Source organism: uncultured Agrobacterium sp., assembly GCF_913777885.1.
GTDB lineage: Bacteria > Pseudomonadota > Alphaproteobacteria > Rhizobiales > Rhizobiaceae > Agrobacterium.
Window position 1 is genome coordinate 274,218 of sequence record NZ_CAJYTV010000003.1, and the last position, 26,452, is coordinate 300,669.

Sequence of the window (26,452 nt, forward strand, 5' to 3'; positions counted from 1 at the left end):
TCATGCCTCCTCTTTGCGTGGTCCGGGGAAAAACGCGTTGACGCGACGCTGAAGCGCGCGAAACTTTTCGCCGCGCGAGCGCAGCATGTGATCTTCGAGCGGCGGTATGCCCGATGCATGGACGAGCAACCAATACATCAGCGCGGGCGCCAAAAGTGCCGCCCAGGCGAAGGGCGAGGGGCCAGTCAGAGCCAGAAGTGGCCATGAACACCAGTAGAGCCATTCAAAGAAATAATTGGGGTGGCGGGAGTATCGCCAGAAACCTTCTTCGCACACTTCCGTCTTCGCTTCAGGCTTCTTGCGAAAACGCGAGAGCTGCCGGTCGGAAAGCGCTTCGCCCGCGACAGCGAGAAGTCCGATCACAACTGCCACGAGATCGAGCGAATGCGGGAAGGACGCCGTATTGAATGCCGCCAGATAAATGGCGAGCACCAGAATAAACCCAGCTAAAGCCTGAATTTGGAGGAAAAGAAAGAGACGTTTAGAAGCGCTGCCTCCCCATTCCTCTATGAGCTTGGCATAGCGCGGATCTTCGCCACCACCCTTCGTTCGAAAGCCGATATGGCTTCCCAAACGAATGGACCAGACAACGATCAGAAGAAACGCTGCGAGCCTGCGCTGCGTCGTGCCGGAGGCAATCAGGATCGCGATTATGCCGCCGATGCCGATCGCAAAGGACCAAATCGTGTCGATCCAGCCGCTGGCGCCGGTGCGGCGCTGCACGGCCCAGGCCGCTACCATGGCAAGCGAGAGGCCAATGGCGATGAGAAACAGGAAGAGGACATCCATCGAAAGGTGCTTTCCGTGATCGAGCCTATATCATCCAAATCTACGGATGAGCGGTGTCTGCGGTTTCCTCGCGGAAGAAAAAAATTCTTGTCCGGTTTCTTGTGATCCGAAACCGTGGTCGGCGCGTTGTTCTCGTCATCACCCGGCGCAGACTGCGTATAGTAAGAGGATTTCAGCATGAAAACAGCTCTGAAACTGTCCATACTTGCCCTTGTTATCAGCACCAGCAGTGCATTTGCCGACACTATCGAAGGTCAATGGGCAAGAGGCGACGGCAACGCCAAGGTCAAGATTGCACCCTGCGGCTCCGATATCTGCGCGGTCAACACCTGGATCAAACCCGGCACGCCCAAGGAAAAAACCGGCGACAAGCTGGTCATGAGCATCAAGCCGACATCCGGCGGCGGGTATTCCGGTACCGCTTTCGATCCGCAACGCGACCTCACCTATAAGCTGACCGTATCGGTGAAAGGCAACAGCATGACGACCAAAGGGTGCGTCCTTGCGGGCATCTTGTGCAAGGGTGTCAACTGGACGCGCATCAACTGATCCGGAACGCTTCCGGCGAGATTGCCTGAAACCTGTGCGGTCTCGCCTGTCCTTCCATCCATATCTATCCCGTCTCGGGCTTCAGGAGTTCCCATGAAACGCTTCGTCATCGCCTACATAGCAACCATGGTCTTTTTTCTGGCCATTGATGCGGTATGGCTAAGTACGATGGCCGATATCCTGTACCGTCCGCTGCTCGGCGACCTTCTTGCGCCGCAATTCCGGCTCGCCCCCGCCGTGCTGTTCTATCTGATCTATTGCGGAGCACTCACCTTCTTTGCAGTTTTGCCGGGCCTGGAACGGGCAAGCCTGAGTGTCGCTCTGCGAAACGGCGCCTTTTTCGGCTTTGCCGCCTACGGCACCTACGATCTCACCAATCAGGCGACCCTCGTAACCTGGCCAACGACACTGACGATCGCGGACCTGATCTGGGGATCCGTCCTGTCTGCGGCTACTGCCTTTGGCTCCTGCTGGCTCACGGGAAAAATGAACCGACGCTCCACCCATTGACGAGACCTGCCATTTCCATCTCGCCTTTCGAGAGAGCCGGGTTTAAACCCTCATAAGACCTTTTTCTTCAGGACCATCATGCCCAACACTTTGCTGCCGATGCTTGGAACGGTTCTTGCCATGAGCGTGATGACGCCTGCCATTGCAGCAGCGGATAGTCTAGCAAAGGGTGAGGCTAGGGTCGATGTTGGCGGCTTCGAGCTGAACAGCATCATCGTGCCTGCGGGGAAGCAAGCCGATCTGCCGCCAATCGTCTTTATCCATGGGGCCAGCACAAGCCTTTACGATCCGCTTTATGCGTTCGGCGAGCCGCTGAAAGGTCGTGCGACGCTGCTGTTTGTCGACAGGCCGGGGCATGGCCTTTCCGATATCGGCCCGAAGGAGAACATTCTTCCGGATGCGCAGGCCGATGCCATTGCCCAGGCGATGAAGAAGCGCGGCATTCGCAAGGCGATCATCGTCGGTCATTCCTTCGGAGGGGCGATCACCGCGGCCTTTGCGCTTCGCCACAAGGATATGGTGGAGGGTCTGGTGTTCCTGTCGCCTGCGCTCTACCCTTGGCCGGGTGGGATCAGCTGGTATTATGATGCGGCGCGCGCGCCTGTGGCCGGGGTGTTCTTCAGCACGCTGATTGCGCCACCTGCCGGGCTTCTCGCGCTGAACAGTGCGGTGAAGGGGGTCTTTGCGCCAAACCCGATGCCTTCCGATTACGTCTCCAAGACCAAGGCGTATCGTGCGCTTCGCCCTGCGGCCTTCCGCCACAACGCCCAGGAAGTAGGCGCGTTGAATGGCTGGGCAAAAGACGCCTCCGCGCATTACAAGGACATCAGAGCAAAAACGATCATCATCGCCGGAGACAAGGACGGAGTCGTCTCGACCGAGATCCACTCCAAGCATCTGGCGCGCGATGTGCCGGGCGCAGAGCTCGTCGTCGTTCACAATCTCGGGCATAAATCGGATTATGTCGCACGCGACCTTGTCATAGCTGCGCTGGAAAAGATCGCCGGTAAACCGCGCAATCTCAAGGCTATTGCCAGGACGCTCGAAAGCAAGATCGCGAGCGACAAAGGCACGCTGTAGCGGCTCCCATCTGTTTCAGGGGGAACATCCCGCCTTGCCGATCTCCATTTCATGCGCTATGCCTCTATTCAATAATTCAAGGATTATTGAAATATGGATATGCATCAGGCTCTGTCATCGTTTGCGGCACTGTCGCAGGAAACCCGGCTCGGTATCGTGCGTGCGCTTGTGGTGGCCGGGGAAGAAGGACTTGCGGCTGGCAGAATTGCCGAACGCATGGGTGTGTCTGCCACCAATGTCTCGTTCCATTTAAAGGAACTGGAGCGGTCCGGCTTGATTGTCCGGCAGCGCGTGTCGCGCTTCATCGTCTATCGTGCCAATTACGAAACGTTGGCCGACCTAGTCACATTTCTCATGGAAGACTGCTGCGCCGGCCATTCTGCAATCCGGCAGAGTGTTCAGCCTAGTGAAAACCGTTGCCGGTCTGCTGCGGGGGTGAATGTCGGTGGTTGAGTCAAGAGTCTCGGCATCGATTGTTTCGGCGCTCGGCCTGACGCAAATCCTCGGTTATGGCACGCTCTATTACAGCTTCAGTATACTGGCCCCGGGAATGGCAGAGGATCTGGAGCTGTCGCTGGCGCAAGTCTTCGGGGTTTTCTCTGTTTCCCTGTTCATCGGCGGACTATCGGCGATTTACATTGGCCGGCAAATGGATCGCCTGGGAGCGGCAACCATTATGGCGGCGGGGTCTGCACTGGCATCACTCATGCTCGTACTCTGCGCCGCAGCGCCTTCGGTCGCCACCTTTGCGATTGCGATCATCCTGCTGGAGGTTTCGTCCGGTATGGTGCAGTATCAGGCGGCCTTCGCGACGTTGGTCGAGAGCGATGCTCATAGCGCCTCACGCAGCATCACCTATCTGACGCTTATCGGGGGCTTTGCCTCGACGATCTTCTGGCCGATTACCACGGTCCTTGCCAACCATCTTTCATGGCGTGAGGTCTATCTCGTTTTTGCCGCGCTCAATCTTCTTGTCTGCATGCCGCTGCATGTCTGGATCAGGAGCCGAAGCAAAACTGCGCGTGGCGCGCCTTGTCGTGCGCGACCAACCGTTGTGGGGGCGGTGCCTGCTCATCGGCGCGAGCGGACCCTGCTGATCGTTTCCATTGCTTTCGCGCTTTTAGGATTTACGCTCTCGGCAATGCTGGTGCATCTGGTGCCCATGCTGGGGTCGCTTGGACTGGGTGCTGCAGCGGTAGTGATCGGCTCCCTCTTTGGGCCGGCACAGGTTCTTAGCCGTCTGATCAATATGGTTTTCGGAAAGCGCCTGTCGCCACCCGGGCTTGCTGTCCTATCGGCAGGCTTGATCGTTTCCGGCGTCGTGATCCTGCTTGCGAGTGCGGACTGGTTGCCGGGTGCGGTAGCCTTTGCCATCTGTCTGGGCCTCGGTTCCGGCATCAACAGCATCGCCCAAGGCAGCCTGCCTCTCTATCTCGCCGGGTCGCAGGGATATGGCGCGCTCACCGGCAAGCTGACCGCCGCCCGTCTGGCGGTCGGCGCTGTCGCGCCGTTCGCCTTTGCCGCTGCCATGGAAAATGTCGGCTTGAGCTTTGCGCTGGCCGTCAATGCGGGCCTCGGGGCCATCAGCATTGCCGCCTTCATCGTGGTTGCGCGCTCATGCCGGGCTTAACCGGCACAAGCGCCGCGGCCGGTCAAATGGAGTTCAGCGACACCCGCTTCTCGAGCGCGGCCGCTTCTTCCTTTCGCTCGCTATAACGGCTGGTCAGATAGGAGGAAGCATCGCGTGTAAGAAGGGTGAACTTCACCAGTTCCTCGCAGACATCGACGACGCGGTCGTAATAGGAGGAAGGTTTCATCCGCCCCTCAGCATCGAACTCCTGAAAGGCCTTGGCGACGGAGGATTGGTTGGGGATCGTGATCATCCGCATCCAGCGGCCAAGAATACGCATCTGGTTGACGGCGTTGAAGGACTGGCTCCCGCCGGATACTTCCATCACCGCCAGGGTCTTGCCCTGGGTTGGACGAACGGAACCGAGCGACAAGGGAATCCAGTCGATCTGCGATTTCATGATGCCGGTCATGGCGCCGTGACGTTCCGGGCTGATCCACACCTGCCCCTCCGACCATTGGGAAAGGTCACGAAGCTCCTGCACTTTCGGGTGGCTGGCTGGTGCTTCATCCGGAAGCGGTAGTCCCGCGGGATCGAATAGCCGGACCTCGCATCCCAGCTGTTCCAGCAGGCGACGGACTTCGAAGGCGAGAAGCCTGCTATAGGACACCTCCCTCAGCGAGCCGTAAAGGATCAATATCCTTGGCCTATGCGTGGACATGGCAGGCCGCAGGGCTTCTGCATCGATCGGATGAAGATGTTCGCGGTTCAACGCGGGCAGGGGCTCAGACAACGCGCTTTCCCTCCTGGTCGAGAACCTTTTCTCCATCCTCCTTGGTGAACGCGCCCTTGTGGCTATCGGGCAGGATATCGAGCACCACTTCAGATGGGCGGCACAGTCTTGTGCCGAGCGGCGTGATCACGAAAGGCCGATTGATGAGGATCGGCTCTTTCACCATCGCATCCAGCAACTGTTCGTCGCTCAAGGTAGAGTCATCCAGCCCGAGCTCAGCATGGGGCGTTCCCTTTTCCCGGATCGCGTCCCTGACCGTTAGCCCCGCATCGGCAATCATGGTCTTCAGTTCTGCGCGTGACGGCGGAGTTTCGAGATACTCGACGACGGTGGGTTCGATACCGGCATTCCGGATCATGGCCAGCGTGTTGCGCGACGTGCCACAGGATGGGTTGTGGTAGATAGTGACATGCATGATTATGTGCCTTCGGTTCGGGTTTTCTTTGAAACGGATGAGGCGCTTTCGTACCAGCCCTTCGAGCGGTTCACGATCCAGACGACGGAGAGCATGACGGGTACCTCGATGAGGACACCGACGACGGTGGCAAGTGCCGCACCTGATTGGAAACCGAACAGGCTGATGGCTGCTGCTACCGCCAGCTCGAAGAAATTGCTGGCGCCGATCAGGGCCGATGGCCCCGCCACGCAGTGCTGCTCGCCCGATACTCGATTGAGAAGATAGGCTAAGCCGGAATTGAAGTAGACCTGTATCAGGATCGGGATCGCAAGAAGTCCGATGATCGCAGGCTGCTTGACGATCTGTTCGCCCTGAAAGCCGAAGAGAAGGACGAGCGTTGCCAGCAGCGCGACCAGGGAAAGCGGCTGCAGCCGGGCAAGCCAGGCATCCAGCGCCCTCGTCGTTCCGTCAGCGGTCAGCACCTTGCGAAGCACTTGCGCAATGGCAACCGGGATAAGGATATAAAGAACGACCGAGATGGTCAGCGTATCCCAGGGCACGGTAATGGAGGAGAGGCCGAGAAGTAGGCCGACGATCGGCGCGAAGGCGATGATCATGATGGCGTCATTCAGCGCCACCTGCGACAGGGTGAAATGCGGCTCGCCCTTCGTCAGATTCGACCAGACGAAAACCATTGCCGTGCAGGGCGCCGCAGCAAGGATGATCAAACCCGCAATATAGGATTGGATCTGATCTGCCGGCAGCATCGGGCGAAACAGCCAGCCGATGAACAGCCAGCCGAGAAGCGCCATGGAGAACGGCTTGATCGCCCAGTTGATGAACAGCGTCACGCCGATGCCGCGCCAGTAGCGCCCGACCTTTGACATAGAGCCGAAATCGATTTTCAGCAGCATCGGGATGATCATCAACCAGATCAGCAAGGCGATGGGTATATTGACCTTGGCGATCTCTGCCATGCCCACCGCGTGAAAGACACCGGGTACCAAGTGGCCCAGCGCAACGCCGACCAGAATGCAGAGAAAGACCCAGACCGTCAGGTAGCGTTCGAATGCGGACATCAACTTGTCTTTCTGGTGTTTGAACCTGCCGTTTCAGCCGTACAGCAGGGCATCAAATCGGCGATCAGCGGCGCGCAGAGGTCAGCGTTCCCGTTGCAGCAATCCTTGAGCAGAAAAAGCGTGAGCGCGCGCAAACCGTCAAGGTCGGCGCGGTAGATGATGGATCGGCTCTGCCGATCGCTTCTCACAACGCCTGCACGCTGCAAGATGCCGAGATGTGCCGACATGGTATTTTGCGGCACGTCCACCAGTTTCGCCAACTCACCAGCCGGCACGCCATCTGGCTCCGCCTTGACGAGCAGGCGGAAGGTTTCAAGACGAGTAGACTGCGCAAGGGCCGACAGCGCTAAGATGGCCTGGTTAGTATCCATATATCCAGAATAATGGATATTTTGATGCCGTCAACTGTTTGCAAGGTGCCGATGTTAAAAACACCAGCGCCAGCGACTTTTTTCAATTCTCAGTCAGATTCACGACCGGCGCGGAGATGGAGAACACGAGCCCGTCTTTTCGATAATCGATGCAGCTCGTCCCGCCGAGATAGGAGGAGAGCGCCTTTTCGATCATCCGCGATCCAAACCCCTTGTGCGAAGGTGTAGACACTTCCGGGCCACCGGTTTCCCGCCAGGTGAGGTGCAGCATGGGCTCGCCGGTTTCTGAGCTGATGGTCCAGGTCAGTGAGACACGGCCGGTTTCTCTGGAAAGCGCGCCATATTTCAGCGCATTGGTGGCCAGCTCATGGAAAGCGAGCGTCAGTGCCAGCGCGCATTTGGCCGAGAGGTTGATCTCCGGCCCATCGACCGCAACGCGGTCTGTCCCATGATCCTGTACCACAGCGTCTGCCAGCATACTCATCTGGGTGGAGCTGTGTTGCGCGTTGATGAGGATTTCATGACCACGGCTTAGCGCGCCCAGACGCGAAAGAAAGGTTGGCTTTGCCGTCGCCATATCGGCATCGTCTTTCAGCGTCTGCGAGGCGACGGCCTGGACGAGCGCTAGGATGTTCTTGATGCGGTGGGCCAGTTCGTTGCGCAAGAGGATCTGTTCGTCCTCGAACGCCTTGAGCGCGGTGATGTCTCTTGAAATGGAGAGGATGCTTTCGACAGCGCCTTGTTCGTTGAAGATCGGCGAAACCTTCACGTCCCAGTAGCGCTCATTTCCCTTGGCGGTATTGGCATAGCCGGTGAAGCGGGCAGCGCGTCCGGCGCGCGCTTCATCGATGGCCGCGATTGCATCCTTGTTGCCTATTCCCTGCCAAAAGTCCGGCCAGTAGCACCCTTTTATCGCCGAAAAGTCGTCCACCTCCATTATCCGCTGGCCACCTTCGGTCATGAACTGTAACGAACCGTCGATCGCGATGACCTTGATGCAATCATCAGACGCGGCGAATGCAGCGGCGACGAAACGAAAACTGTCTGGACCCTCGAACAATGAAGAAGACCTTGAATAAAAAAGGGTATTAAGAAAACGCAGTATAATTCGATATCATAACTATTTAAGGCGTGAAAGACAGAGAATTTCGAAGCGGCGCTCGGGTTTGACCTTAACGCTGTCTGCTCCAGATCCGGTCGTGAAACGCCATGCCGGTCAGCATCGAGATAATAAAGAGGAACAGCTGCGGTATGTCGCCTTTAAGCGATGCGACCGAGAGAGACGCAACCGCTGGACCTGGACAGAAACCGCCAATGCCCCAGCCGAGACCAAAGAGCGCCGAACCCATGATCAGTGGCGTATCGATGCTGCGGCCCTCTGGCAGATGAAAGGTGGCATCAAGGAGAGGGCCGTCCATCCGCTTCATGACCTGGACACCGATGGCGGCAATGACGACGGCCCCGCCCAGAACAAAGGCAAGGCTTGGGTCCCAAGCGCCGAAAACATCCAGAAAGGCTTTGACGCGAGAGGGGTTGAGCATGCCTGAAAGCGACAGGCCGAAGCCAAAGACAAGACCGGATGCGAGTGCTGCGGGAAGCTGCAATTTTGTGTGCTTCATAATGCAAACCCTCTCAAGACCGTAACTGCGATGACACCTGTGGTCAAAAAGGTCGCGACTGCCGCAATCGAGCGCGGCGATAGCCGCGCGAGGCCGACCACGCCGTGGCCGCTGGTGCAGCCCGACCCCATGCGCGAACCGAAGCCTACGAGCAGCCCGGCTACAATGATCAGCGGCCAGCCTGTGGCGATGTGAATGTCCGGCCAGTCATCGAAAAGATAGAAATAGACAAGCGGTCCCAGTATCAGCCCAAGAATGAAGGCAAGATTGGTGGAAAGCCCAATGCCCCGGGCCAGACGCCCGACGATGCCGCTTATTCCTGCAATTTTGCCATTCAGCAGCAGAAGCATGACTGCCCCGGCTCCGATCAACATGCCGCCTGCGAGAGAGGAAAAATAAAGGCTCATGGCTCATCCCTCACGCAGAAAATATCGTAGAGGGCGCCGATCAGTTGAACGGCCCTCTGCTCAGTGAGGCGATAGAAGATCTGCTTGCCATCACGCCGTGTCTCCACGATATCGGAATTTCGTAACACGGTCAGGTGCTGGGAAAGATGGGGTTGATGAAGGTCGATCCTCTCCTCCAGATCGCCAACGGAAAATTCACCCTCGATCAGGGTGCAGACAATCATCAGCCGCGCCGGGTGCGACAATGTCTTGAGGAGGCTGGCAACCTCTGTGGCGCGGCCCGCCATTTCGGCGGGAGAGAGCGTGGCTGCCTTGGGTTCAATAGTCATTCCCACGCCGCTCCCTGCAAGGCATCCAGCGGAAATTTCAGGTAGCGCTTGCCGTTTTCTTCGGGTTCCGGCAGGCGACCGCCGCAAATATTCACCTGAAGCGCATGCAGGATGAGCTTGGGCATCGGCAATGTCCTGTCGCGTTTAACCCGGAGTGCGACGAATTCATCCTCGCTCACGCCGGCAATATGCGGGTTGGACGCTTTCTGTTCGGCAACCGTGCTCTCCCAGCGTGGACTGCGCCCATTGGGCTGGTAGTCATGCCCAGTAAAGAGCCGCGTTTCGTCTGGCAGCGCGAGAATAGCCTGGATCGAGCGCCAAAGGGCGGCGGCATCGCCGCCTGGAAAATCAGCGCGCGCGGTGCCGCTATCGGGCATGAACAGGGTATCGTGAACGAATGCGGCGTCCGCGATAACGTAGGTGACAGAGGCAAGCGTATGCCCTGGCGAAAACAGGACTCGCGCGTCGATGGAGCCGATCTTGAAGCTGTCCCCATCGGCGAAAAGCCGGTCCCATTGAGAACCGTCGGCAAGAAGTTCCGGCCAGTGATAAATGTCTTTCCACAAGGACTGCACGTCAACGACACGTGTGCCGATTGCGGTTTGCGCGCCGGTCTTCTGCTTCAGATAGTGGGCGGCGGAGAAATGGTCGGCATGAGGGTGTGTGTCGAGAATCCATTCGACCGTCAGGCTTCGATCGCGAACGTAATCGAGAATGGCATCGGCATGACGCGTGGCCGTTTCACCGGACTTCTCATCGAAATCCAGGACCGGATCGATGATGGCGCACTTATCCGTCTGCGGGTCGGAAACGACATATTGAACGCTTGAGGTGCGTGCGTCGAAAAAGGCTTTTACCTGCGCTCGACGAGCTGCATGGCGGGTCAGCCATTTTTGCGCTGCACTCGTATCGAAGCCGTGCTGCTGGCCGAAGGCAGGGAGATCTTCAGCTGCCATGCGCCCGTCCAGGACCTCACCGATGATGTGGAGGCTGAAGGAACGGGTGCCGCTTTTGCAATGGGCTAGAACGGGCCCATTGGAGCGAAGGAGTGCTGCTTGAAATGCCCGAACATCGGCTTCGGTAATCGTTGTAAGCGTGACGGGGATATAGGCATAGGCGAGATCACCTTGATCCGCCGCCTGCGCCTGCGATGTCGTGCCAGGCTGCGGGTCGTCTTCGCCATCGGGGCGGTTGTTGATGATTGTGGTAAAGCCTTGCGAGCGCAGCGTCGTGATTTCCTCGAGGCTTGGCTGGGTCGAGACAGACAACGTCTCGGAGATTTTGCTGACTGGCATGACTCCCTCCATTCAAATTCATTATATAATATTCTATAATGTATAATGACGTAAATGACAAGACCGTTGTCAAAGATGCCGTGCAACGCATTCAACTGACCACAGCGGCTGACCGCCTGATCAGGAAGCCAAGTATGAGATGCGGCGAAGGCCCGCATCATGGCTATTTCCAAGCCTTAAGCCCCGAAACTCGAAACCGATTTTCGGGGCTTAAGGCTGAGATGTGAGACGATGAAACATTCTTCACGCCCTCGATGGAGGGCGTAGAACTCTAGTATTTTGAAATAGAAGATGGTTTGCGATCAAACGTCTCGGTCGTGCCGTCCGGCTTGGTCAGCTTCCACGAGCCGCTCAAATTCTGCGAGAGGACACCGTAACTGGAGCCGTCTTCAGTGACGGAGTATCCGCCTCCGAGCTTTTGCTCAAGCTCATACGTCTTTCCGTCTTTCTTGAAGCATTTGGAACTGTTCATTCCACATTCGGCAAAGGCGCTGTTGGCTGCAAGTATCATGATGGAGGAAAGAATAAGTCGCTTCATTGTAAGCTCCTGCTCTCTATTTCGAGTTGGTTTCTATTCTGGCAAAACTTACGGCAGTCATCAGTGGTGCCTGACTTGCCGCGATGACTGGTTCTTTGGGGGGCGGATGAGCGAGCGACGGCAAGGCACCCGTCTTCAGCCGGGATGCCGTCTGTTCATATCGGTTGTCTTGATCATTTCAGTGCGCTCAGCGAAGACGATCCGGATGGAGCATCAAGGCTTGCAACGGTCATCGAACAGCGGACTGGGCGTTGCTGCCTTCGCATCTGGCATATTCTTCCGCCGCATTTGCAAACTGCTTGGCCGCATCGGCTGCATATTCAGCGTCCCTGGCATATCTGTTCAGCCTTTCGATATAGTACCCCACATCGTTCTTGTAGGAGCGGATATCGTATTCTGTGCAGTTCGACGAATATAAGCAGGAGGGTTGTGAAATCCTCGACGGTGCGCGGGGCGTACGAATGTCGCTGGAAGGCTCCGAACACGCCAACGCCAAGGTTGGCGCGACCGAAAGAACTGCACACAGAACCGCAACACGCCGTATCATCGAAAGCCTCCAAGCCTCTGTAGATGTTTGAATGTTCTTATTATGTTCTTGTTTGAAGCAGAGTCAAGCGCTGTTGTGCGATGTTGGCGTTTAGCGGTAAAATTGTAGCGTCCCTCATCCGCGACGCTGTTTTTGGTCCCTGGGCGGGAACACTTGACCAATGGTTTCAGCGGTTAGCTTCAAGCAAGGATTCTTCGATACGCATCGGTCATTCTTCTATTGCTTTCCCAACCCTTGAGCGGCTCGTGCATTCGGTAAAGTCTCGAGGCCGAGAAAACGGAGGCAAGCGACGAAGGCACACTTTTGATCGGCGGAAACGATTTTGCTCCAGACAATCAACTTCTTTACCGTTGACGCGAACGATGTGTCGAAGCTTAACGATGACGATGTCTTTCTCGTTTCCACGCATCACAACTCGTTCCTCAGTCTGGACGCAGCCTCGGGTCTGCTGACGCACACCAAAATCGGTTCACCCAATACTTCCTTCTTGTGTGTCTGTGCCAAGACCGACCCGGACGCAGCGATTTTCCGCCGCCTGAGTGGAGGTGCTGCCCGGATTGAAAATTCCGTATACCGGATTGCCGATCTGGGTGCCCTCGAATTGCCGGATCGAAAGGGCCAAATGGTGTTCTTGGCGGATGGGCAGTATCTCTCATCCAATATGCGCGACGGCTCCAACGAGATGCGCTCTTCTGTAAACGACTGGGAAATCTATCAGCTCGTGCCGCTGTCGAGCATAGCCAAGGTTGCGGCGTGGAACGGTCGGTGGTTGCACCACCCAACGCGCACCCTTCTTGACTTTCAGCGACCTGAGCGCCTTTTGGATTTTCGGTCACTCAACCGGACCGACAAGATGGGCGGGCTTGTTGACTTCAGTGACTGGCCGCCAACATCTGAACATGCTGAAATAAAGCAGGGACCCGACGCGGCTGTCTCAAGCTTCAACCCGCTTGTGTATTACTGCGTATATGGCAGCTATGAGTATCTGGAGACGTTGGCGCTCTCTCTGGAAAGCCTTGATCGCTACGGTCGATTTGATGGCACGGTCGGGATCATCACCAGCTTTACCGAGGCGGCGGTGCGCAAGCATGTGCCCGAGCGTTTTCAAAAGTCCTTGCGGATCTTTCCCATGCCGCATGGCTCACCTTGGCTTGGCCGCTATTGCCTGGACGATGCTGCCCTCGAACAATTCCAGCCAATCCTGTACCTCGATTGCGACGTGGTCTGTGCGGGCCCGATCGACGATCTCCTGATCGCCATCCTGATGTCGGACAAGGTCTGTATTGCAACCGAGTGGGCAGAATATGCTGGCATGCCGAGCATTCCGTCCGAATGGGGCGGCTATGGCAACTGGTTCGGGAAGTTTCTCTTCGATACGAACATCGTTCCCTATTCGGGCGAGGTGGCTTTCGGCAATTCGGGCATCATCGGTATGCGCAATGCCCGTATCTGCAAGGATGCCTTCTCGTGCGTCGTCGAACTGGTACGTCAACCAGGCGCCATCCTCACGCTGGGCGATCAGCCCTTTCTGAATTTCTTTTTGCATGCGCTGGGCGCCGGCGACTTTACGCTGATGGACAAGCACGTTCAGATCGTCCGCTCATCGTCCGGCGTGTCGGTACAAAACCCGCATACCCTGGTCCATGTTCTCAATGCGCTGACAAAGACCGACAAGACCTCCGAACTGCGACTGACGATAGCGCATGTGCTCCTGCAGAAAAATTTCGTATAAGCCGGTTTGCCAAGGTCGGGAGAACGGGCTTGTTCGTCTGAGAGGGAAAATCACCCTTGATGAGGGCGGCCATACAGCCGCTAGTGTGATGCCCGTCCGGTCCGGTATGGATTAGACAATCTCAGGAGCCTGCTGGATGTTCATCGCAGCTCTGCCGCATCCGCGTCCGAGCTGTCATCTGCGATATCCGTTTGCCCAGCGCTTACCTTTGTCCGAAGAGCAACGAATGAGCCTAACTCACGCGTCAGGAGTGTCGTCCATTTCGATGGGATCGAATCTCAGCCACACCATCACCCGCGCGCGGTTTTCCGAGCACAGCAACCAGCGTTGGGTGTCGGGCATGCTTTGAAGCTCTGGGATGCCGGAGAGGTCGCGGGCACCCATCTTGATTTCTGTGACGCGATGGGTGCGTGCGGCATCGACCTGCAGCTTGGCCATCTTTTCAGGCCCGTTCTCGACCATCCAATCGTGAATCTCGACGACGATCATAGCTTTGGAAAAGGCGGCGAACGTACCGGCATCGATGAGATCGAATTCGGCGCCCTCGATATCGACAAGGACCAGCGACTGGTCACGCACTTCCGCGGGGAGGTCGTTATAAAACTCACGGGTCGCTTCGCCACGGATGATGACCCTGTCTGCCACACCGTTCAGAACGGCGTTAGCGGCGATCACCTCGCGGCCACGTTCGGTTATTTCATAGCAGTAGGACGTATCGAACCGGTTGTTCACCAGCATGCCCAAGCCGTAATATCCGTCGGCAGCGCCCAGATCGATGAATGTCCGATACCTGGCCGGAATCTCGTCCACTATATTGAGAATTTCCTGCTCGTAGAGCCCAAGGATCATGCCCCCTCTATCAGCACCTTCTCCCCAATGCGTATCCGCGCCGAGCAGCAAACCCTTGAACGGCCCATGCGCAACCCTGTTGCCGTGAAAACTGGCCAGGGAGTTCGATAGATGGAGCCGCAATTTCTGCGCCATGATCAGCATAATTTCGGGGTGTTGCTCAGCCATGAAATTTGCCATCGCGTGGATGGTCTGCATACCGTTATTCGGGGTGCTCATTGGAGGCCTTTATTCTGCAGCCAGACTGGGATTGTCGCTGGTAAATACCGGCTATGCCTTGCGTATGCCTTGCGGCGCAATCGAACAGTGAGGCCGGGGTGCGCGCCGCATTTCAGGTGATGGAGAAGCCGCTGGCAGGTTTGAGGTTTGGTGCTCGCATTCTTATCGATCTCACGATTTTACATGAGAACATTCCGACTTCGGCTCGAAGTGACGCCTGATTGCTCTTCCACATCCTCGCCGCGATCTGGCGGCACGCCGTATTGTAAAATGCGCCAATGCGGTTGAACGCGTGTGATAAGGCGTGGGTCTGCGTCGCGGGGTCTCGTCGCCTCAAATGTCAGCCTAATGAAGACGCTCGCCGTTTGAGCGGTTCGGGCTTCTTTCCGTCCGGCAACAGTTGCTGAAGATGATCGTGAACGACGTCTGCGCTGAACGGCTTCCTCACGAAAACTGCGCCTTCCGGGAGGTCCTCGGCTTTCTGTTCAATCTGTCCCGACGCGATTATGATCCGAATGTCCGGCCAGGACGCTGCGCACTTTTGGGCAAGATAAAAGCCGTCGAGGTCGCTTGGCGGCATCTGGCCGATTTCCGGGAAAAGGCGGCCAGGGTACTTTCCTTTGCAGGAAGGATGATCCGCAGTACACGGGTACCGCCACCTATATTTCCATCGTCCCCAATGCCCGGATCGTGTGGTGTGAAGTTGTGCAATCGGGAGGCCAGACCCTTGGCGGCGCGTCTTATCACCACATTGCTCGAAGATCGGGACGGCGGAACCAAGGTCCAGATGATGGTTCAGGTAATGTCGTTCTGCGGCGACGCAATGATCCGAGGAACAGAAACCGGGAACAACGCCTCACTCGACAATCTGGTCAGGCTTGTATCGCGATAAGCTGGCTCTATCGACAAACGTTGATTTGGCAGGCGCTTGTGCCAAGCGGGCAACGGGCCACCCCTGGCGTAAGTTTGCTTTGAGACGCCGCTGCCGCCGGCTGCCCGCACGCGCGGCACGGATCGTGTCTTCGATGGCTGAGAGTCTCCTCCAGCCAGCGTCATCACGCAAGCGCACGTGCAACCGGACGGACCCGCCCTTGATAGAGGCGATGCCGACGTGGATCACAGTATCAAGCGTCAGAGGCAAATTCGCATGACAGCCGGTGGGACGGGCTCTGTCGATGCGAGCTTGGAGAATTATGTGGACTGCCTGTCACTTTTGTCGTGGCGGACGTGGCTTGCAGATTCTGCTGAGCCGCCATTGTCCTGCGGTTTCAACGAAAACTGGGAGCGCCGGCAAACGGACATAACTGTTTCGCGCAGCCAGCGATGCGCAGGGTCGGCTTCCGTGCGGGGATGCCAGAGCGCGACGACGGCGATCTCCGGTGTTTCCACCGGCAGGGGGAAGCTTACCAACCCTTCTACGAGCTGTGGGTCGGATAAGCAGGATTGCGTCACCAGCGCGACGAGATCGGACTGGCGCGCAATCCGCAACGCATCGGGGAAGCCCGGCACCACGGCCACGATCTCGCGGGTAAGGCCGAGCGCCTCAAGAGCGTCATCGACCGGCCCTGTGAATTGCCCGCGCCTTGACACGACGACATGCTTGGCGGCGGTATATCGCTCGGGCGTCACCGGTACTGAGAGCAGCGGATGCTCGTTTCGGACAACGCTGACAAAGCGGTCGCGAAAGAGAAAATGCGTTCGAACCTCGGGCGCAAAGTCCCCCAGCACTCCAATTTCCAGATCGATCATTCCGTCCCGGAGCGGACCCGCCTCTTTAACCGACTTTGGCGCAAAGCGCAGGCGCGCATGGGGAGCGGTCGCGACCACCGCGGCCACTAAGGGAGCGGAAAACAAGGCGATGAAACCTTCATTGGCCCGGATCGTGAAGGTCCGCTCCAGAGTGGCCAGATCGAGCGTGGCGTCCTGCGGGCTGAGAACGGCGCGCACATCGCGCGCCAGCATATGAACGCGCTCACGCAGCGCGATGGCGCGTGGCGTTGGCACCAGCCCACGACCTGCCCTCACGAGCAGAGGATCGCCGGTCGCGGTACGCAATCGGGCAAGCGTCCGGCTCATGGCGGATGAACTCAGGCCCAATCGCCGCGCTGCCGCCGTTACACTGCCTTCTGTCAGAAGCGCATCGAGTGCCGGCAAAAGATTGAGGTCAATGGTGTCCATTGAAACACTCTATCCGATACCCGACAGATGGATAGCGCCTCATGCAACAATAGTTTGCATCCTGTGCGTCTGGCGCATTTCATTTGCGGGGAAGATGATGGCGTCCGACACCAAGAAGGAACAGTGAGATCATGACCTCGAACCATGCAAACAAAACCAATAAAACCACACTCATCGTCGGCGCATCGCGCGGACTTGGCCATGCAATGGCCGCGGAATTTTTGGCACGCAACTGGAATGTGATCGGAACGGTGCGCGGATCTGATCGAACCTTGTTGCACGACCTTGACGATGCACATCCAGGCCGTGTCGAAATTGCCCAACTCGACATCACGCGGCCGGATGAGATCGCAGGGTTGCGTGATCGGCTGGCAGAGACACAGATCGATATCCTGTTCGTGAACGCTGGTACGGCGAATACCAATCAGGATGAGACCATTGCGGAGGTTTCGACCGATGAGTTCATCCGCGTGATGGTCACGAATGCGCTCAGCCCCATGCGGGTGGTCGAAGGATTGCAGGATTGTGTGACGCCGGCTGGCCTGATCGGCGTCATGTCGTCCGGGCAAGGCAGCATTTTCAAGAATACCAATGGCGGTCATGAGGTCTATCGCGGCTCCAAGGCTGCGCTAAACCAATATATGCGCAGCTACGCGGCTCGCCATGCCCACGATTCTCGCGCCCTGGTGCTGATGGCGCCAGGCTGGATACGCACCGGGCTCGGCGGCCCCGATGCGCCCTTTGGCATGGAAGAAACCATACCGCAAATCGTCACCACGCTTCTCACACAGCAGGGAAAGCCCGGTCTTCGCTATCTCGACCGGGAAGGACATAACGTTCCGTGGTGACAATCGTCGAAGGCGTACGTCCTTTCGGCCCAACACGATTCGAACTTTTTACCGTCAACCGCCGTCGCTTCTGCGCGTTAGCGCGGTATTCTCCAGAAACCCGAAACGAAGCGTCGCACGCTCGGCGGCTATAGCGTATTGCGGAGGGAAATCGGCGCTATTTGGCGCACCCGACAGGATTCGAACCTGTGACCTTTGGAATCGGAATCCAACACTCTATCCAGCTGAGCTACGGGTGCCCTTAAGACGCGGCTTCGAGTCGCGTTTTAATATGGTCGGTTTCTTAAACCAGCTTTCACGTCTCTTCAATCTTTAAAATGTCGTTGGCTTCGACCGAAGGCTGAAACGTGAAGAAACATGATAAATCATCTGTTATATGTCACATCTTTGGATTGCACCCAATTTCTTGCGGGCGTAAATTAACAGTCGCCGTTTTTTCGAAGACTGAACCGAAATTACCCAGGCGCAGCGACGCTTTCTGGGAGTGTTCTAAAGGGTGTCGGAGACTGAATTAATGATGCATTTACAATATATTGGTTATCGACGCTAATATTCAGTCCTTCAGTATAGAAGCGGCGCATGGCGATCAGCGCTCTATAAGTTTTCGCTCCTTCAAAGACTAGACCGCTGGATTAATTACTATTAAACATTGTTCTAATAAACATATTTCAACAGCTTCCACTATATGACGATTGTCGACAGGAGACCGGGATGACTTTGGATATCGCTTTCGAGCAAGGTCGGGCGAAGGGGAAATATTCGGAGACGAAAGAGTCGTCTCCTGATCAGTCCAAACGTGCGAAGCTGGATATCGACTACTCCATCCTGTCCGATGCAGTGCTTTACCGGCTTCGCAAGGCACAACTTGCAGTGGTCAGTGAGTTTAACGAAAATCTTCTCGGCTACGGTCTTCGGCCGGCAGATTTTTCCGTTCTTGTCGTCGTGTCCAACAATTCCGATCTAAAGCAGAGCGATGTGGCTGAAGCGCTCGGCATTCAGCGGGCGAATTTCGTCGCGATCATCGACGGGCTTGAGGAGAAGGGGCTTCTGAGCCGACGCAAATCCCTGACCGACCGGCGTGTTCATTATCTGGAAATGACAGAAGATGGGAACGCCCTGCTCGACGATATCCAACGGGTATGGAAGGCGCATGAGGACAAGATCGTTCGCAGGCTGGGCGGGGAGAAAGCCCGCGATCAGCTGGTCGGCCTGTTGCGCAAGATCGAAGAGTGATCATCACTCATCGCCCCCGCATTTAGGAACGATGACGAAGCGGTGCCGGTGCGCACCGTTTTTGTTTTATAAGAGTTCTTTACGCGTGAGCTGCGATAGCCTGCGCAACCGGTATCGGTGAATTTTCGGGTGGAAGAAGATTTCCGATCGATCACAATCCAGTTGAACGTTCGATTATCCTCCCGCTCTCACCTTTGCGGTCTTGCATTCTGCCGCCTCTTGGGGGGATATGCTGCCCGGACGTGCCGATTTCGAGCTTGCGCCGGTTTCTTTAAGAAGAGGCGCGCGTGGCACGATGGAGAAACCATGCTTTTTATCGACACCAACCACCCTATGTATCGTCCGCTCTGGGTGCGGCTCTTGATCGTCGGCGCCTGCGCTGGCTGGGCAGTCGTTGAATTCGTCAATCATGAACCCTTCTGGTCGACCCTTGTCGGTGGACTGGCGCTCTACGCTGCCTATGCGTTGCTGCTGACCTTCAAGCCCTCCGTGGATAAGCCTGGAGAAACCATTTCGACATCAGAGCAGGATTGAAGGATAAGTTAGCGACGGTTTACGCCCTGTAATGCCAGAAGCCGGATGGCCTGATCGATAAGGAGATTGGCTGCGGTCATGCGCAGATGGGCGTTCTGGCGAAATGCGGCGGACACCGCATCTGGATGATTGAGCCGCGCGAAGCGGCGGCGCTTCTCGGCCAGGCTGTCCACCGTATCGTGTTCGCCAATGCCAAGCTCATCGCTCACCTCGGCGAGCGATGTCTTCTGCAGGTAGGCGGGCATGACGGCTGGAGGCGGGTCTTCTGTGTCTTGTGCCGGCACGGGCCCTTTCAAGAGTGGCGCATCTTCCAGAAGGTCTAGATAGGCCGAGAGCGGTCGATTGTCCGGCTCCATCTCCGGCATGTCGGATGTCTTGAGTGGGCCAGGATCGAAGATGATGCGGCGGCTGAAGATTGCCGGATCTTCCTCCTCGGGCAGTTCTTCCGCTTCGCGCTCAAGGCGGGTGACAACAGACTGAAAAACCGACTGGCCGAAAAGCATGACGTTCCCACTCTTTTAAGGTCGTATCATCGTCTTTCAAAACTTAATTCCGAGTGTCGTGACGATGATGTAAGCGCCGAACCTTTGTCGGGCTGATTGCGGGCATGCGCGGTGGTGGCGCCTCGGTAGACAACCATCGCAATGTTGCCCGAGGCTTAAGTATCATGCGCTTTTGCGGCTTTCATCGAGTATCAGATCATAGAGAAGCTGCGCACTTGGAGGCAATACCCGGTCTTTGACCGTCAGCAGGCTGAAGGGTTTGACGCTCAGTTCGAAATCGGTCGGCAGAATGCGAATCTCGCCTATCGGGGCGTGCTGGCCTGACACGAATTCAGCCATTTCCAGCGCCAGTGGCGCGATCGCATTGGTGGCGGAAACGATGGCGAGTGTCAGCACGGTGGACGGCGTGTTGATGATATTGCGCGGCAGCGAAACGCCATGCGACAGAAAGACATCCTCGATCGTGCGCCGAAGCAGCGTGCCCGGAGGCTGGAACACCCAGTCGTAATCGCAAAGGTCCTCCAACCTCGCCGGAGGGTTCTGGAGCAACGGATGATTCTTGCCGACCAGAAGACAGGCGCGCTCGATGCCGATTTCATGGGCGTTGAACAGAGCCGGGTCGAGATCGTCGGGAATGCGACCGATGACGAAGTCATGCCGTGCGGCCAAGAGCTCGCGTGCGAGAATATTGCTGGTTTCCACCTGAACGCTGATCTCGATGCCGGGATAGATGTCCATCGCCTTGCGCAAGGCCGGCACCACCATGCTGATGGCCGGAGCCGTAACGGACCCGATATAGACCGATCCGCCGCTTCCCGATTTCATCTGCGCCAGTTCGCGACTCGCCTCTCGGAGCTCCAGCAGAATCTTCTTGGCGCGTGTTGCCAGGGCTTTTCCAAACTTGGTTAACACCACGCCACGCGATGCCCGCTGGCAAAGCGGGCTTTTCACAATGGCTTCCATTTCCGACAGGATTCGCGATGCGGCTGGCTGCGTCATGTTGAGCGCGGTCGCGGCCGCGCTGACCTGACCGTGTTCTTCTACCATCACAAGCATACGTAGATGGGTCATTTTCAACCCTGCGCGCAACAGGGGGTTGTCTTCTGTGACGGAGGGAAGCTCACTCAGATTTGTTTCATCCCGTTCCATTTTTCGTGCCTTCTGAGCCGTTAACGCGCCCGACAAAAATTTATATCGATTTAATATACCAAAAAAGATATAGGAAAAGAGAGATATTCTATTTGACAGTTATATGGATTCAGAACAGTTTGCACCTCATGCCGGGGAGGAGCGGTGAAAGACGGAATAGCTCAGGGAGCCCGTTCGAGTAAGCTCGATTCTTCACTACCGCGCATGGATTTGACGGCAGTCTGTAAGGATACAGGTGCCTAAAAGGGTTCCAAGGGAGAGAGTTCATGAAATCCATCATTTCGTTGTTTGCTGCCTGCGCCATCGGCGCTGCAGCATTTGCGTCGCCCGTCTGGGCGCAGGACAAGGGCACGGTCGGTATCGCCATGCCGACCAAGTCCTCGGCTCGCTGGATCGACGACGGCAACAACATCGTCAAGCAGCTGAAAGACGCCGGCTACACGACCGATCTACAGTATGCTGACGACGACATTCCGAACCAGCTTTCCCAGATCGAAAACATGGTCACGAAGGGCGTCAAGGTCCTCGTTATCGCTTCGATCGACGGCACGACTCTGTCGGACGTTCTCAAGCAGGCTGGCGAACAGGGCATCAAGGTTATCGCCTATGACCGCCTGATCCGTAACAGCGGCGACGTCAGCTACTACGCAACCTTCGACAACTTCCAGGTTGGCGTTCTGCAGGCAACCTCTATTGCCGACAAGCTTGGCCTGAAGGACGGCAAGGGTCCGTTCAACATCGAGCTCTTCGGCGGTTCGCCGGACGACAACAACGCGTTCTTCTTCTATGATGGCGCGATGTCTGTCCTGAAGCCTTACATCGACAGCGGCAAGCTCGTCGTGAAGTCCGGCCAGATGGGCATGGACAAGGTCGGTACTCTGCGTTGGGATCCGGCAACGGCCCAGGCTCGCATGGACAACCTGCTCTCCGCTTACTACACCGACGCCAAGCTTGATGCGGTTCTGTCGCCTTACGACGGCATCTCCATCGGTATCATCTCCTCGCTCAAGGGCGTAGGTTACGGTTCCAAGGACCAGCCGCTGCCGGTCGTTTCCGGTCAGGACGCTGAAGTTCCGTCCGTCAAGTCCATCATGGCTGGCGAACAGTACTCGACCGTCTTCAAGGACACGCGCGAACTCGCCAAGGTTACCGTCAACATGGTCAACGCGCTGATGGAAGGCAAAGAGCCTGAAGTCAACGACACCAAGACCTACGAAAACGGCGTCAAGGTTGTTCCGTCCTACCTGCTGAAGCCGGTTCTCGTGACCAAGGACAATGCTGAAAAGGTTCTGGTTGGAAGCGGTTACTACAAGGCCGACCAGCTGAAGTAATTTCTTCATGATCGTGACGGGGAGCGACGTGATCGTCGCTCCCCGTTTACCCACATAAGAACGCCGGATTGTACGGCGCAGGATTGTGATATGGACAACACCATTCTCGAAATGCGCAACATCACCAAAACGTTTCCGGGCGTGAAAGCGCTGCAAAACGTGAACCTCAAGGTTCGTCAGGGTGAGATACATGCGCTCGTCGGCGAGAATGGCGCGGGAAAGTCGACCCTTATGAAGGTCCTTTCCGGCGTTTATCCCGCTGGCACCTATGACGGCGAAATCCACTACGAGGGTGAGCTGCGCAATTTCCGCGCCATCAACGACAGTGAAGATATCGGCATCATCATCATTCACCAGGAGCTGGCGCTCGTGCCGCTTCTGTCGATTGCAGAAAACATTTTTCTCGGCAACGAGGTCGCGCAGAACGGCGTCATCAGCTGGCAGCAGACATTCACGCGCACACGCGAGTTGCTGAAGAAGGTCGGCCTGAAGGAATCGCCCGAAACGCTCATCACCGATATCGGTGTCGGCAAACAGCAGCTGGTGGAAATCGCCAAGGCGCTGTCGAAGAGCGTGAAGCTTTTGATCCTCGACGAGCCGACCGCATCGTTGAACGAAAGCGATTCCGAAGCGCTGCTCAACCTCCTGATGGAGTTCCGCACGCAAGGGCTGACCTCGATCATCATCACTCACAAGCTGAACGAAGTGCGCAAGGTGGCCGACCAGATTACCGTGCTGCGCGACGGCATGACGGTGAAGACGCTCGACTGCCATAAGGAAGAGATCAGCGAAGACGTGATCATCCGCAACATGGTGGGCCGCGATCTGGAAGACCGCTATCCGCCGCGCGATGTGCCGATCGGCGAGACCATTCTCGAAGTCAAGAACTGGAACGCCTATCACCAGCAGCACCGCGATCGTCAGGTCCTGCACGATATCAACATCAATGTCCGTAAGGGCGAGGTTGTCGGTATTGCGGGTCTCATGGGTGCAGGTCGCACCGAATTCGCCATGAGCGTGTTCGGCAAGTCCTATGGTCACAAGATCTCCGGCGATGTTCTGATCCACGGCAAGCCGGTGGATGTGAGCACCGTTCGCAAGGCGATCGACGCCGGCCTGGCCTACGTGACCGAAGACCGCAAGCATCTGGGTCTCGTGCTGAACGACAATATTCTGCACAACACGACGCTTGCCAATCTTGCCGGTGTCTCGTCCGCTACCGTCATTGACGACATCAAGGAAATGCAGGTCGCGTCGGATTTCCGCAAGCGCTTGCGTATTCGCTCTTCCGGCATCTTCCAGGAAACGGTCAATCTGTCGGGCGGCAACCAGCAAAAGGTCGTGCTGTCCAAGTGGCTATTCTCCAATCCGGACGTGCTTATTCTGGACGAACCGACGCGCGGTATCGACGTCGGCGCGAAATATGAAATTTACACCATTATCAACCAGCTTGCCGCCGACGGTAAGGGCGTTTTGATGATCTCATCGGAAATGCCCGAGCTGCTTGGCAACTGCGACCGCATCTACGTGATGAACGAAGGACGGATTGTCGCCGAATTGCCGAAGGGAGAGGCGAGCCAGGAAAGCATCATGCGCGCTATCATGCGCTCAGGGGAGAAGAACTGATGAGTTCGACCAACACATCCACCGAAGAGAACAACGTCGTCTCGGTCGGCTCGTATATCCGGTCCAATATCCGCGAATACGGCATGCTGATCGCGCTCGTCGCCATTATGCTCTTCTTCCAGTTCTACACAGGCGGCATTCTCTTCCGTCCGGTCAACCTGACCAACCTGGTGTTGCAGAACTCGTTCATTGTCATCATGGCGCTCGGCATGCTGCTCGTCATCGTGGCGGGGCATATCGACCTTTCGGTCGGCTCCATCGTCGCCTTCGTTGGCGCGATAGCCGCGATCTTGACCGTGCAATGGGGCATGAACCCATTCCTGGCCGCGTTGATCTGCCTTGTCATCGGCGGCATCATCGGTGCGGCGCAAGGATACTGGATTGCCTATCACCGCATTCCGTCCTTTATCGTGACGCTGGCGGGCATGTTGGTGTTTCGCGGCCTGACACTGTTCGTTCTGGGCGGCAAGAACATCGGTCCGTTCCCGTCCGATTTCCAGGTCATCAGCACGGGCTTCCTGCCAGATATTGGCGGCATCGAGGGCATCAACACCACCTCGCTGATCCTGACGGTTGCGATTTCGGCTGTTCTTCTCGTGCTGGCCTGGCGTCGTCGTCAGGTCAATGAGAAGCACGGCATCCAGGTTGAGCCTTTCGGCTTCTTCCTGGTGCAGAACCTGCTGATCGCTGCTGCGATTATGTTCCTCGGCTACAGCCTGTCGACCTATCGCGGTCTGCCGAACGTTCTGATCGTCATGCTGGTGCTGATTGCGATCTATAGCTTCGTAACCCGTCGCACCACGATCGGTCGTCGCATCTATGCGATGGGCGGCAACGAGAAGGCGACGAAGCTTTCCGGTATCAACACCGAACGCCTGAGCTTCCTGACCTTTGTCAACATGGGTGTTCTCGCTGGTCTCGCCGGCATGATCGTGGCAACGCGCCTGAACTCTGCAACGCCGAAGGCTGGCGTGGGCTTCGAACTGGACGTGATCGCGGCCTGCTTCATCGGCGGCGCGTCCGCTTCCGGCGGCGTCGGCAAGATCACCGGTGCGGTCATCGGCGCCTTTATCATGGGCGTGATGAACAACGGCATGTCGATCGTCGGTCTCGGCATCGACTTCCAGCAGATGGTCAAGGGCCTTGTGCTTCTGGCTGCCGTGTTCTTCGATGTCTACAACAAGAACAAGGGCTGACCGTCAGGTCCACCCGCACCTATAGAACGACAGCAAGTGGCCGGTTTCCGGCCACTTCCATGAGGCGGCGGCGTTTCATGACGCCCAGGAAGGAACAATCATGCTGATTTCTCAAATCAAGGATGCCAGCGGCAAGATCATCGTCGCGGCACGCGAGGACGGCGAGCAGGCTCGTGCGGTCAACAATACAGATTCGGTCTATGCGCTGGCGATGGAAGCTGCCAATGGCGGCAAGTCGCTCGCTGAGGTAATTGCGGCCCACGGGTTTGGCGATGCGGTCGATCTCGAAAAGGCCTATTCCGAAGGCCGCTTCCTGCCGCCGATCACCCATCCGGATCCGGCGCATCTGCATCTGACCGGCACAGGCCTGACGCATCTCGGTTCTGCCGCCACGCGCGACAGCATGCACAAGAAGACTTCGGAAGCGTCTGACGAGACGCTGACGGACTCGATGAAGATGTTCAAGATGGGCCTCGAGAACGGCAAGCCGAAGGCTGGCGAAAAGGGCGTACAGCCCGAATGGTTCTACAAGGGCAACGGCCACGTCTCGGCAGCCCCGGGTGCAGCGCTCGTCTCTCCGTCTTTTGCGCTTGATGGCGGCGAAGAGCCGGAGATGGCCGGTATCTACGTGATCTCCGACAAGGGCGAGCCTGTGCGCATCGGCTTTGCCGTGTCGAACGAGTTCTCCGACCACGTGACCGAGCGGATCAATTATCTCTACCTCGCTCACTCCAAGCTGCGCCCCGCAAGCTTCGGTCCGGAAATTCGCGTTGGCGCACCGCCATCCGATATCCGCGGCACGTCCCGTATCCTGCGCGACGGCAAGGTGATTTTCGAAAAGCCGTTCGTTTCCGGTGAGGACAACATGTCCCACACCTTCGCGAACCTCGAATATCATCACTTCAAATACGGCTTGTTCCGCGTTCCGGGCGAAGTGCATGTTCACATGTTCGGCACGGCCACGCTGTCTTTCGCGGATGGCATCAAGACCGAAGCTGGCGATGTGTTCGAGATTGAAGCCGGTGGCTTTGGCCTGCCGCTGCGCAACCCGCTGAAGGTTGCCGAGGAAGAGACGATCACGGTTCGCCAGATTTAGCGGGCAGGGCGGTTTTCTTATCGGATGCCGTCCGTCAGACTTGACGAAGAGGGCTCGACGCTTAGCGTTCGGGCCCTTTTCTTTG

Annotated in this window: 30 protein-coding genes and 1 tRNA gene; 15 read left to right on the forward strand and 16 right to left on the reverse strand. The window is 57.1% G+C overall.

The window, feature by feature from the left end; translation table 11 throughout:
* Complete coding sequence (locus QZ869_RS02310; RefSeq protein WP_296102271.1) at positions 1–789, reverse strand: DUF1295 domain-containing protein; 789 nt, start codon at positions 787–789, stop codon at positions 1–3.
* Positions 790–966: 177 nt separating this feature from the next.
* Between QZ869_RS02310 and QZ869_RS02315 the strand changes: the two genes are divergently transcribed.
* From QZ869_RS02315 to arsK, 5 genes are all read left to right on the forward strand, one after another.
* Positions 967–1,338, forward strand: coding sequence for a DUF2147 domain-containing protein (locus tag QZ869_RS02315; protein WP_296020042.1), 372 nt, complete (start codon positions 967–969; stop codon positions 1,336–1,338).
* Between the two features lie 93 nt (positions 1,339–1,431).
* Entirely contained in the window at positions 1,432–1,848 is a 417-nt protein-coding gene (locus QZ869_RS02320; RefSeq protein ID WP_296020040.1) for a DUF2177 family protein, read from the forward strand.
* 78 nt (positions 1,849–1,926) lie between these two features.
* The gene (locus QZ869_RS02325; protein WP_296102273.1) at positions 1,927–2,928 is read left to right on the forward strand and encodes an alpha/beta hydrolase; all 1,002 of its coding nucleotides are present in this window, start codon (positions 1,927–1,929) and stop codon (positions 2,926–2,928) included.
* 93 nt (positions 2,929–3,021) lie between these two features.
* On the forward strand, positions 3,022–3,381 hold the full coding sequence (locus QZ869_RS02330) for a helix-turn-helix transcriptional regulator (RefSeq protein WP_296102275.1): 360 nt from the start codon (positions 3,022–3,024) through the stop codon (positions 3,379–3,381).
* Complete coding sequence (arsK, locus tag QZ869_RS02335; RefSeq protein ID WP_296040670.1) at positions 3,368–4,558, forward strand: arsenite efflux MFS transporter ArsK; 1,191 nt, start codon at positions 3,368–3,370, stop codon at positions 4,556–4,558. Before QZ869_RS02330 ends, arsK begins: the two co-directional genes overlap by 14 nt.
* 22 nt (positions 4,559–4,580) lie before the next feature.
* Here arsK and arsH read toward each other — a convergent pair whose 3' ends face one another.
* From arsH to QZ869_RS02385, 10 genes are all read right to left on the reverse strand, one after another.
* Positions 4,581–5,327, reverse strand: coding sequence for an arsenical resistance protein ArsH (gene arsH / locus QZ869_RS02340; RefSeq protein WP_296102277.1), 747 nt, complete (start codon positions 5,325–5,327; stop codon positions 4,581–4,583).
* Positions 5,284–5,706 carry an arsenate reductase (glutaredoxin) gene (gene arsC / locus QZ869_RS02345; RefSeq protein ID WP_296102278.1) on the reverse strand — a complete coding sequence of 141 codons (423 nt, stop codon included), beginning with the start codon at positions 5,704–5,706 and terminating at the stop codon, positions 5,284–5,286. Before arsC ends, arsH begins: the two co-directional genes overlap by 44 nt.
* A gap of 2 nt (positions 5,707–5,708) precedes the next feature.
* Positions 5,709–6,767 (reverse strand): ACR3 family arsenite efflux transporter, encoded by a 1,059-nt coding sequence (gene arsB / locus QZ869_RS02350; protein WP_296040662.1) that lies wholly within the window; start codon positions 6,765–6,767, stop codon positions 5,709–5,711.
* Entirely contained in the window at positions 6,767–7,138 is a 372-nt protein-coding gene (locus QZ869_RS02355) for a helix-turn-helix transcriptional regulator (protein WP_296020026.1), read from the reverse strand. The genes arsB and QZ869_RS02355 overlap by 1 nt, the downstream gene beginning before the upstream one ends.
* 82 nt (positions 7,139–7,220) lie before the next feature.
* Positions 7,221–8,198 (reverse strand): HWE histidine kinase domain-containing protein, encoded by a 978-nt coding sequence (locus tag QZ869_RS02360; RefSeq protein WP_296102280.1) that lies wholly within the window; start codon positions 8,196–8,198, stop codon positions 7,221–7,223.
* A 112-nt stretch (positions 8,199–8,310) separates the two neighbouring features.
* On the reverse strand, positions 8,311–8,757 hold the full coding sequence (locus QZ869_RS02365; RefSeq protein WP_296102281.1) for a YeeE/YedE family protein: 447 nt from the start codon (positions 8,755–8,757) through the stop codon (positions 8,311–8,313).
* Positions 8,754–9,164, reverse strand: coding sequence for a YeeE/YedE family protein (locus QZ869_RS02370; protein WP_296102283.1), 411 nt, complete (start codon positions 9,162–9,164; stop codon positions 8,754–8,756). The genes QZ869_RS02365 and QZ869_RS02370 overlap by 4 nt, the downstream gene beginning before the upstream one ends.
* The gene (gene bigR / locus QZ869_RS02375; RefSeq protein ID WP_296102284.1) at positions 9,161–9,499 is read right to left on the reverse strand and encodes a sulfite-sensing transcriptional repressor BigR; all 339 of its coding nucleotides are present in this window, start codon (positions 9,497–9,499) and stop codon (positions 9,161–9,163) included. Before bigR ends, QZ869_RS02370 begins: the two co-directional genes overlap by 4 nt.
* A complete protein-coding gene (blh, locus tag QZ869_RS02380; protein WP_296102286.1) occupies positions 9,490–10,788 on the reverse strand; it encodes a bifunctional sulfur transferase/dioxygenase Blh in 1,299 nt (432 codons plus the stop codon). Before blh ends, bigR begins: the two co-directional genes overlap by 10 nt.
* Before the next feature lie 271 nt (positions 10,789–11,059).
* The gene (locus tag QZ869_RS02385; protein WP_296020011.1) at positions 11,060–11,326 is read right to left on the reverse strand and encodes a hypothetical protein; all 267 of its coding nucleotides are present in this window, start codon (positions 11,324–11,326) and stop codon (positions 11,060–11,062) included.
* A 398-nt stretch (positions 11,327–11,724) separates the two neighbouring features.
* Between QZ869_RS02385 and QZ869_RS02390 the strand changes: the two genes are divergently transcribed.
* Positions 11,725–11,904, forward strand: a complete 180-nt coding sequence (locus QZ869_RS02390) for a hypothetical protein (protein WP_296020008.1) — start codon at positions 11,725–11,727, stop codon at positions 11,902–11,904.
* Between the two features lie 291 nt (positions 11,905–12,195).
* Complete coding sequence (locus tag QZ869_RS02395; protein WP_296102288.1) at positions 12,196–13,605, forward strand: hypothetical protein; 1,410 nt, start codon at positions 12,196–12,198, stop codon at positions 13,603–13,605.
* A 237-nt stretch (positions 13,606–13,842) separates the two neighbouring features.
* Here QZ869_RS02395 and QZ869_RS02400 read toward each other — a convergent pair whose 3' ends face one another.
* Positions 13,843–14,673: a hypothetical protein gene (locus tag QZ869_RS02400; RefSeq protein WP_296102289.1), complete on the reverse strand. Its 831-nt coding sequence runs from the start codon at positions 14,671–14,673 to the stop codon at positions 13,843–13,845.
* Positions 14,674–15,073: 400 nt separating this feature from the next.
* Between QZ869_RS02400 and QZ869_RS02405 the strand changes: the two genes are divergently transcribed.
* Positions 15,074–15,565 carry a hypothetical protein gene (locus tag QZ869_RS02405; RefSeq protein WP_296102291.1) on the forward strand — a complete coding sequence of 164 codons (492 nt, stop codon included), beginning with the start codon at positions 15,074–15,076 and terminating at the stop codon, positions 15,563–15,565.
* A gap of 299 nt (positions 15,566–15,864) precedes the next feature.
* Here the strand turns inward: QZ869_RS02405 and QZ869_RS02410 are convergent, their stop codons facing one another.
* Positions 15,865–16,851: a LysR family transcriptional regulator gene (locus QZ869_RS02410; RefSeq protein WP_296102293.1), complete on the reverse strand. Its 987-nt coding sequence runs from the start codon at positions 16,849–16,851 to the stop codon at positions 15,865–15,867.
* A 131-nt stretch (positions 16,852–16,982) separates the two neighbouring features.
* On the opposite strand from QZ869_RS02410, the gene QZ869_RS02415 reads away from it, so the two are divergent.
* Positions 16,983–17,699, forward strand: coding sequence for an SDR family NAD(P)-dependent oxidoreductase (locus QZ869_RS02415; protein ID WP_296102295.1), 717 nt, complete (start codon positions 16,983–16,985; stop codon positions 17,697–17,699).
* A gap of 162 nt (positions 17,700–17,861) precedes the next feature.
* On the opposite strand, the gene QZ869_RS02420 is transcribed toward QZ869_RS02415, so the two are convergent.
* Positions 17,862–17,938: transfer RNA gene (locus QZ869_RS02420), tRNA-Arg, on the reverse strand.
* 472 nt (positions 17,939–18,410) lie between these two features.
* Between QZ869_RS02420 and QZ869_RS02425 the strand changes: the two genes are divergently transcribed.
* Positions 18,411–18,932, forward strand: a complete 522-nt coding sequence (locus QZ869_RS02425; protein WP_296019983.1) for a MarR family winged helix-turn-helix transcriptional regulator — start codon at positions 18,411–18,413, stop codon at positions 18,930–18,932.
* 306 nt (positions 18,933–19,238) lie between these two features.
* Positions 19,239–19,466, forward strand: coding sequence for a hypothetical protein (locus QZ869_RS02430; protein WP_296102297.1), 228 nt, complete (start codon positions 19,239–19,241; stop codon positions 19,464–19,466).
* A gap of 8 nt (positions 19,467–19,474) precedes the next feature.
* Here the strand turns inward: QZ869_RS02430 and QZ869_RS02435 are convergent, their stop codons facing one another.
* Both QZ869_RS02435 and QZ869_RS02440 read right to left on the reverse strand, forming a co-directional pair.
* Positions 19,475–19,969: a hypothetical protein gene (locus QZ869_RS02435; protein WP_296102298.1), complete on the reverse strand. Its 495-nt coding sequence runs from the start codon at positions 19,967–19,969 to the stop codon at positions 19,475–19,477.
* A gap of 162 nt (positions 19,970–20,131) precedes the next feature.
* On the reverse strand, positions 20,132–21,118 hold the full coding sequence (locus QZ869_RS02440; RefSeq protein WP_296019975.1) for a LysR family transcriptional regulator: 987 nt from the start codon (positions 21,116–21,118) through the stop codon (positions 20,132–20,134).
* A gap of 266 nt (positions 21,119–21,384) precedes the next feature.
* Here QZ869_RS02440 and chvE point away from each other — a divergent pair, with 266 nt between their 5' ends.
* The 4 genes from chvE (at position 21,385) to araD1 (ending at position 26,367) form a co-directional block, all read left to right on the forward strand.
* Complete coding sequence (gene chvE / locus QZ869_RS02445; RefSeq protein WP_296019973.1) at positions 21,385–22,449, forward strand: multiple monosaccharide ABC transporter substrate-binding protein; 1,065 nt, start codon at positions 21,385–21,387, stop codon at positions 22,447–22,449.
* 90 nt (positions 22,450–22,539) lie between these two features.
* Positions 22,540–24,075 (forward strand): sugar ABC transporter ATP-binding protein GguA, encoded by a 1,536-nt coding sequence (gguA, locus tag QZ869_RS02450; RefSeq protein ID WP_296040624.1) that lies wholly within the window; start codon positions 22,540–22,542, stop codon positions 24,073–24,075.
* Complete coding sequence (mmsB, locus tag QZ869_RS02455) at positions 24,075–25,271, forward strand: multiple monosaccharide ABC transporter permease (protein WP_296019967.1); 1,197 nt, start codon at positions 24,075–24,077, stop codon at positions 25,269–25,271. The genes gguA and mmsB overlap by 1 nt, the downstream gene beginning before the upstream one ends.
* Positions 25,272–25,371: 100 nt before the next feature.
* Positions 25,372–26,367, forward strand: coding sequence for an AraD1 family protein (gene araD1, locus QZ869_RS02460; RefSeq protein ID WP_296073646.1), 996 nt, complete (start codon positions 25,372–25,374; stop codon positions 26,365–26,367).
* Positions 26,368–26,452: the final 85 nt, after the last annotated feature.

Coding starts and splice junctions, on each gene's coding strand:
- QZ869_RS02310 (WP_296102271.1), bottom strand. CDS start 789: ATGGATGTCCTCTTCCTGTTTCTCATCGCCATTGGCCTCTCGCTTGCC.
- QZ869_RS02315 (WP_296020042.1), top strand. CDS start 967: ATGAAAACAGCTCTGAAACTGTCCATACTTGCCCTTGTTATCAGCACC.
- QZ869_RS02320 (WP_296020040.1), top strand. CDS start 1,432: ATGAAACGCTTCGTCATCGCCTACATAGCAACCATGGTCTTTTTTCTG.
- QZ869_RS02325 (WP_296102273.1), top strand. CDS start 1,927: ATGCCCAACACTTTGCTGCCGATGCTTGGAACGGTTCTTGCCATGAGC.
- QZ869_RS02330 (WP_296102275.1), top strand. CDS start 3,022: ATGGATATGCATCAGGCTCTGTCATCGTTTGCGGCACTGTCGCAGGAA.
- arsK (WP_296040670.1), top strand. CDS start 3,368: ATGTCGGTGGTTGAGTCAAGAGTCTCGGCATCGATTGTTTCGGCGCTC.
- arsH (WP_296102277.1), bottom strand. CDS start 5,327: ATGGAGAAAAGGTTCTCGACCAGGAGGGAAAGCGCGTTGTCTGAGCCC.
- arsC (WP_296102278.1), bottom strand. CDS start 5,706: ATGCATGTCACTATCTACCACAACCCATCCTGTGGCACGTCGCGCAAC.
- arsB (WP_296040662.1), bottom strand. CDS start 6,767: ATGTCCGCATTCGAACGCTACCTGACGGTCTGGGTCTTTCTCTGCATT.
- QZ869_RS02355 (WP_296020026.1), bottom strand. CDS start 7,138: ATGGATACTAACCAGGCCATCTTAGCGCTGTCGGCCCTTGCGCAGTCT.
- QZ869_RS02365 (WP_296102281.1), bottom strand. CDS start 8,757: ATGAAGCACACAAAATTGCAGCTTCCCGCAGCACTCGCATCCGGTCTT.
- QZ869_RS02370 (WP_296102283.1), bottom strand. CDS start 9,164: ATGAGCCTTTATTTTTCCTCTCTCGCAGGCGGCATGTTGATCGGAGCC.
- blh (WP_296102286.1), bottom strand. CDS start 10,788: ATGCCAGTCAGCAAAATCTCCGAGACGTTGTCTGTCTCGACCCAGCCA.
- QZ869_RS02385 (WP_296020011.1), bottom strand. CDS start 11,326: ATGAAGCGACTTATTCTTTCCTCCATCATGATACTTGCAGCCAACAGC.
- QZ869_RS02400 (WP_296102289.1), bottom strand. CDS start 14,673: ATGAGCACCCCGAATAACGGTATGCAGACCATCCACGCGATGGCAAAT.
- QZ869_RS02410 (WP_296102293.1), bottom strand. CDS start 16,851: ATGGACACCATTGACCTCAATCTTTTGCCGGCACTCGATGCGCTTCTG.
- QZ869_RS02415 (WP_296102295.1), top strand. CDS start 16,983: ATGACCTCGAACCATGCAAACAAAACCAATAAAACCACACTCATCGTC.
- QZ869_RS02425 (WP_296019983.1), top strand. CDS start 18,411: ATGACTTTGGATATCGCTTTCGAGCAAGGTCGGGCGAAGGGGAAATAT.
- QZ869_RS02430 (WP_296102297.1), top strand. CDS start 19,239: ATGCTTTTTATCGACACCAACCACCCTATGTATCGTCCGCTCTGGGTG.
- QZ869_RS02435 (WP_296102298.1), bottom strand. CDS start 19,969: ATGCTTTTCGGCCAGTCGGTTTTTCAGTCTGTTGTCACCCGCCTTGAG.
- QZ869_RS02440 (WP_296019975.1), bottom strand. CDS start 21,118: ATGGAACGGGATGAAACAAATCTGAGTGAGCTTCCCTCCGTCACAGAA.
- chvE (WP_296019973.1), top strand. CDS start 21,385: ATGAAATCCATCATTTCGTTGTTTGCTGCCTGCGCCATCGGCGCTGCA.
- gguA (WP_296040624.1), top strand. CDS start 22,540: ATGGACAACACCATTCTCGAAATGCGCAACATCACCAAAACGTTTCCG.
- mmsB (WP_296019967.1), top strand. CDS start 24,075: ATGAGTTCGACCAACACATCCACCGAAGAGAACAACGTCGTCTCGGTC.
- araD1 (WP_296073646.1), top strand. CDS start 25,372: ATGCTGATTTCTCAAATCAAGGATGCCAGCGGCAAGATCATCGTCGCG.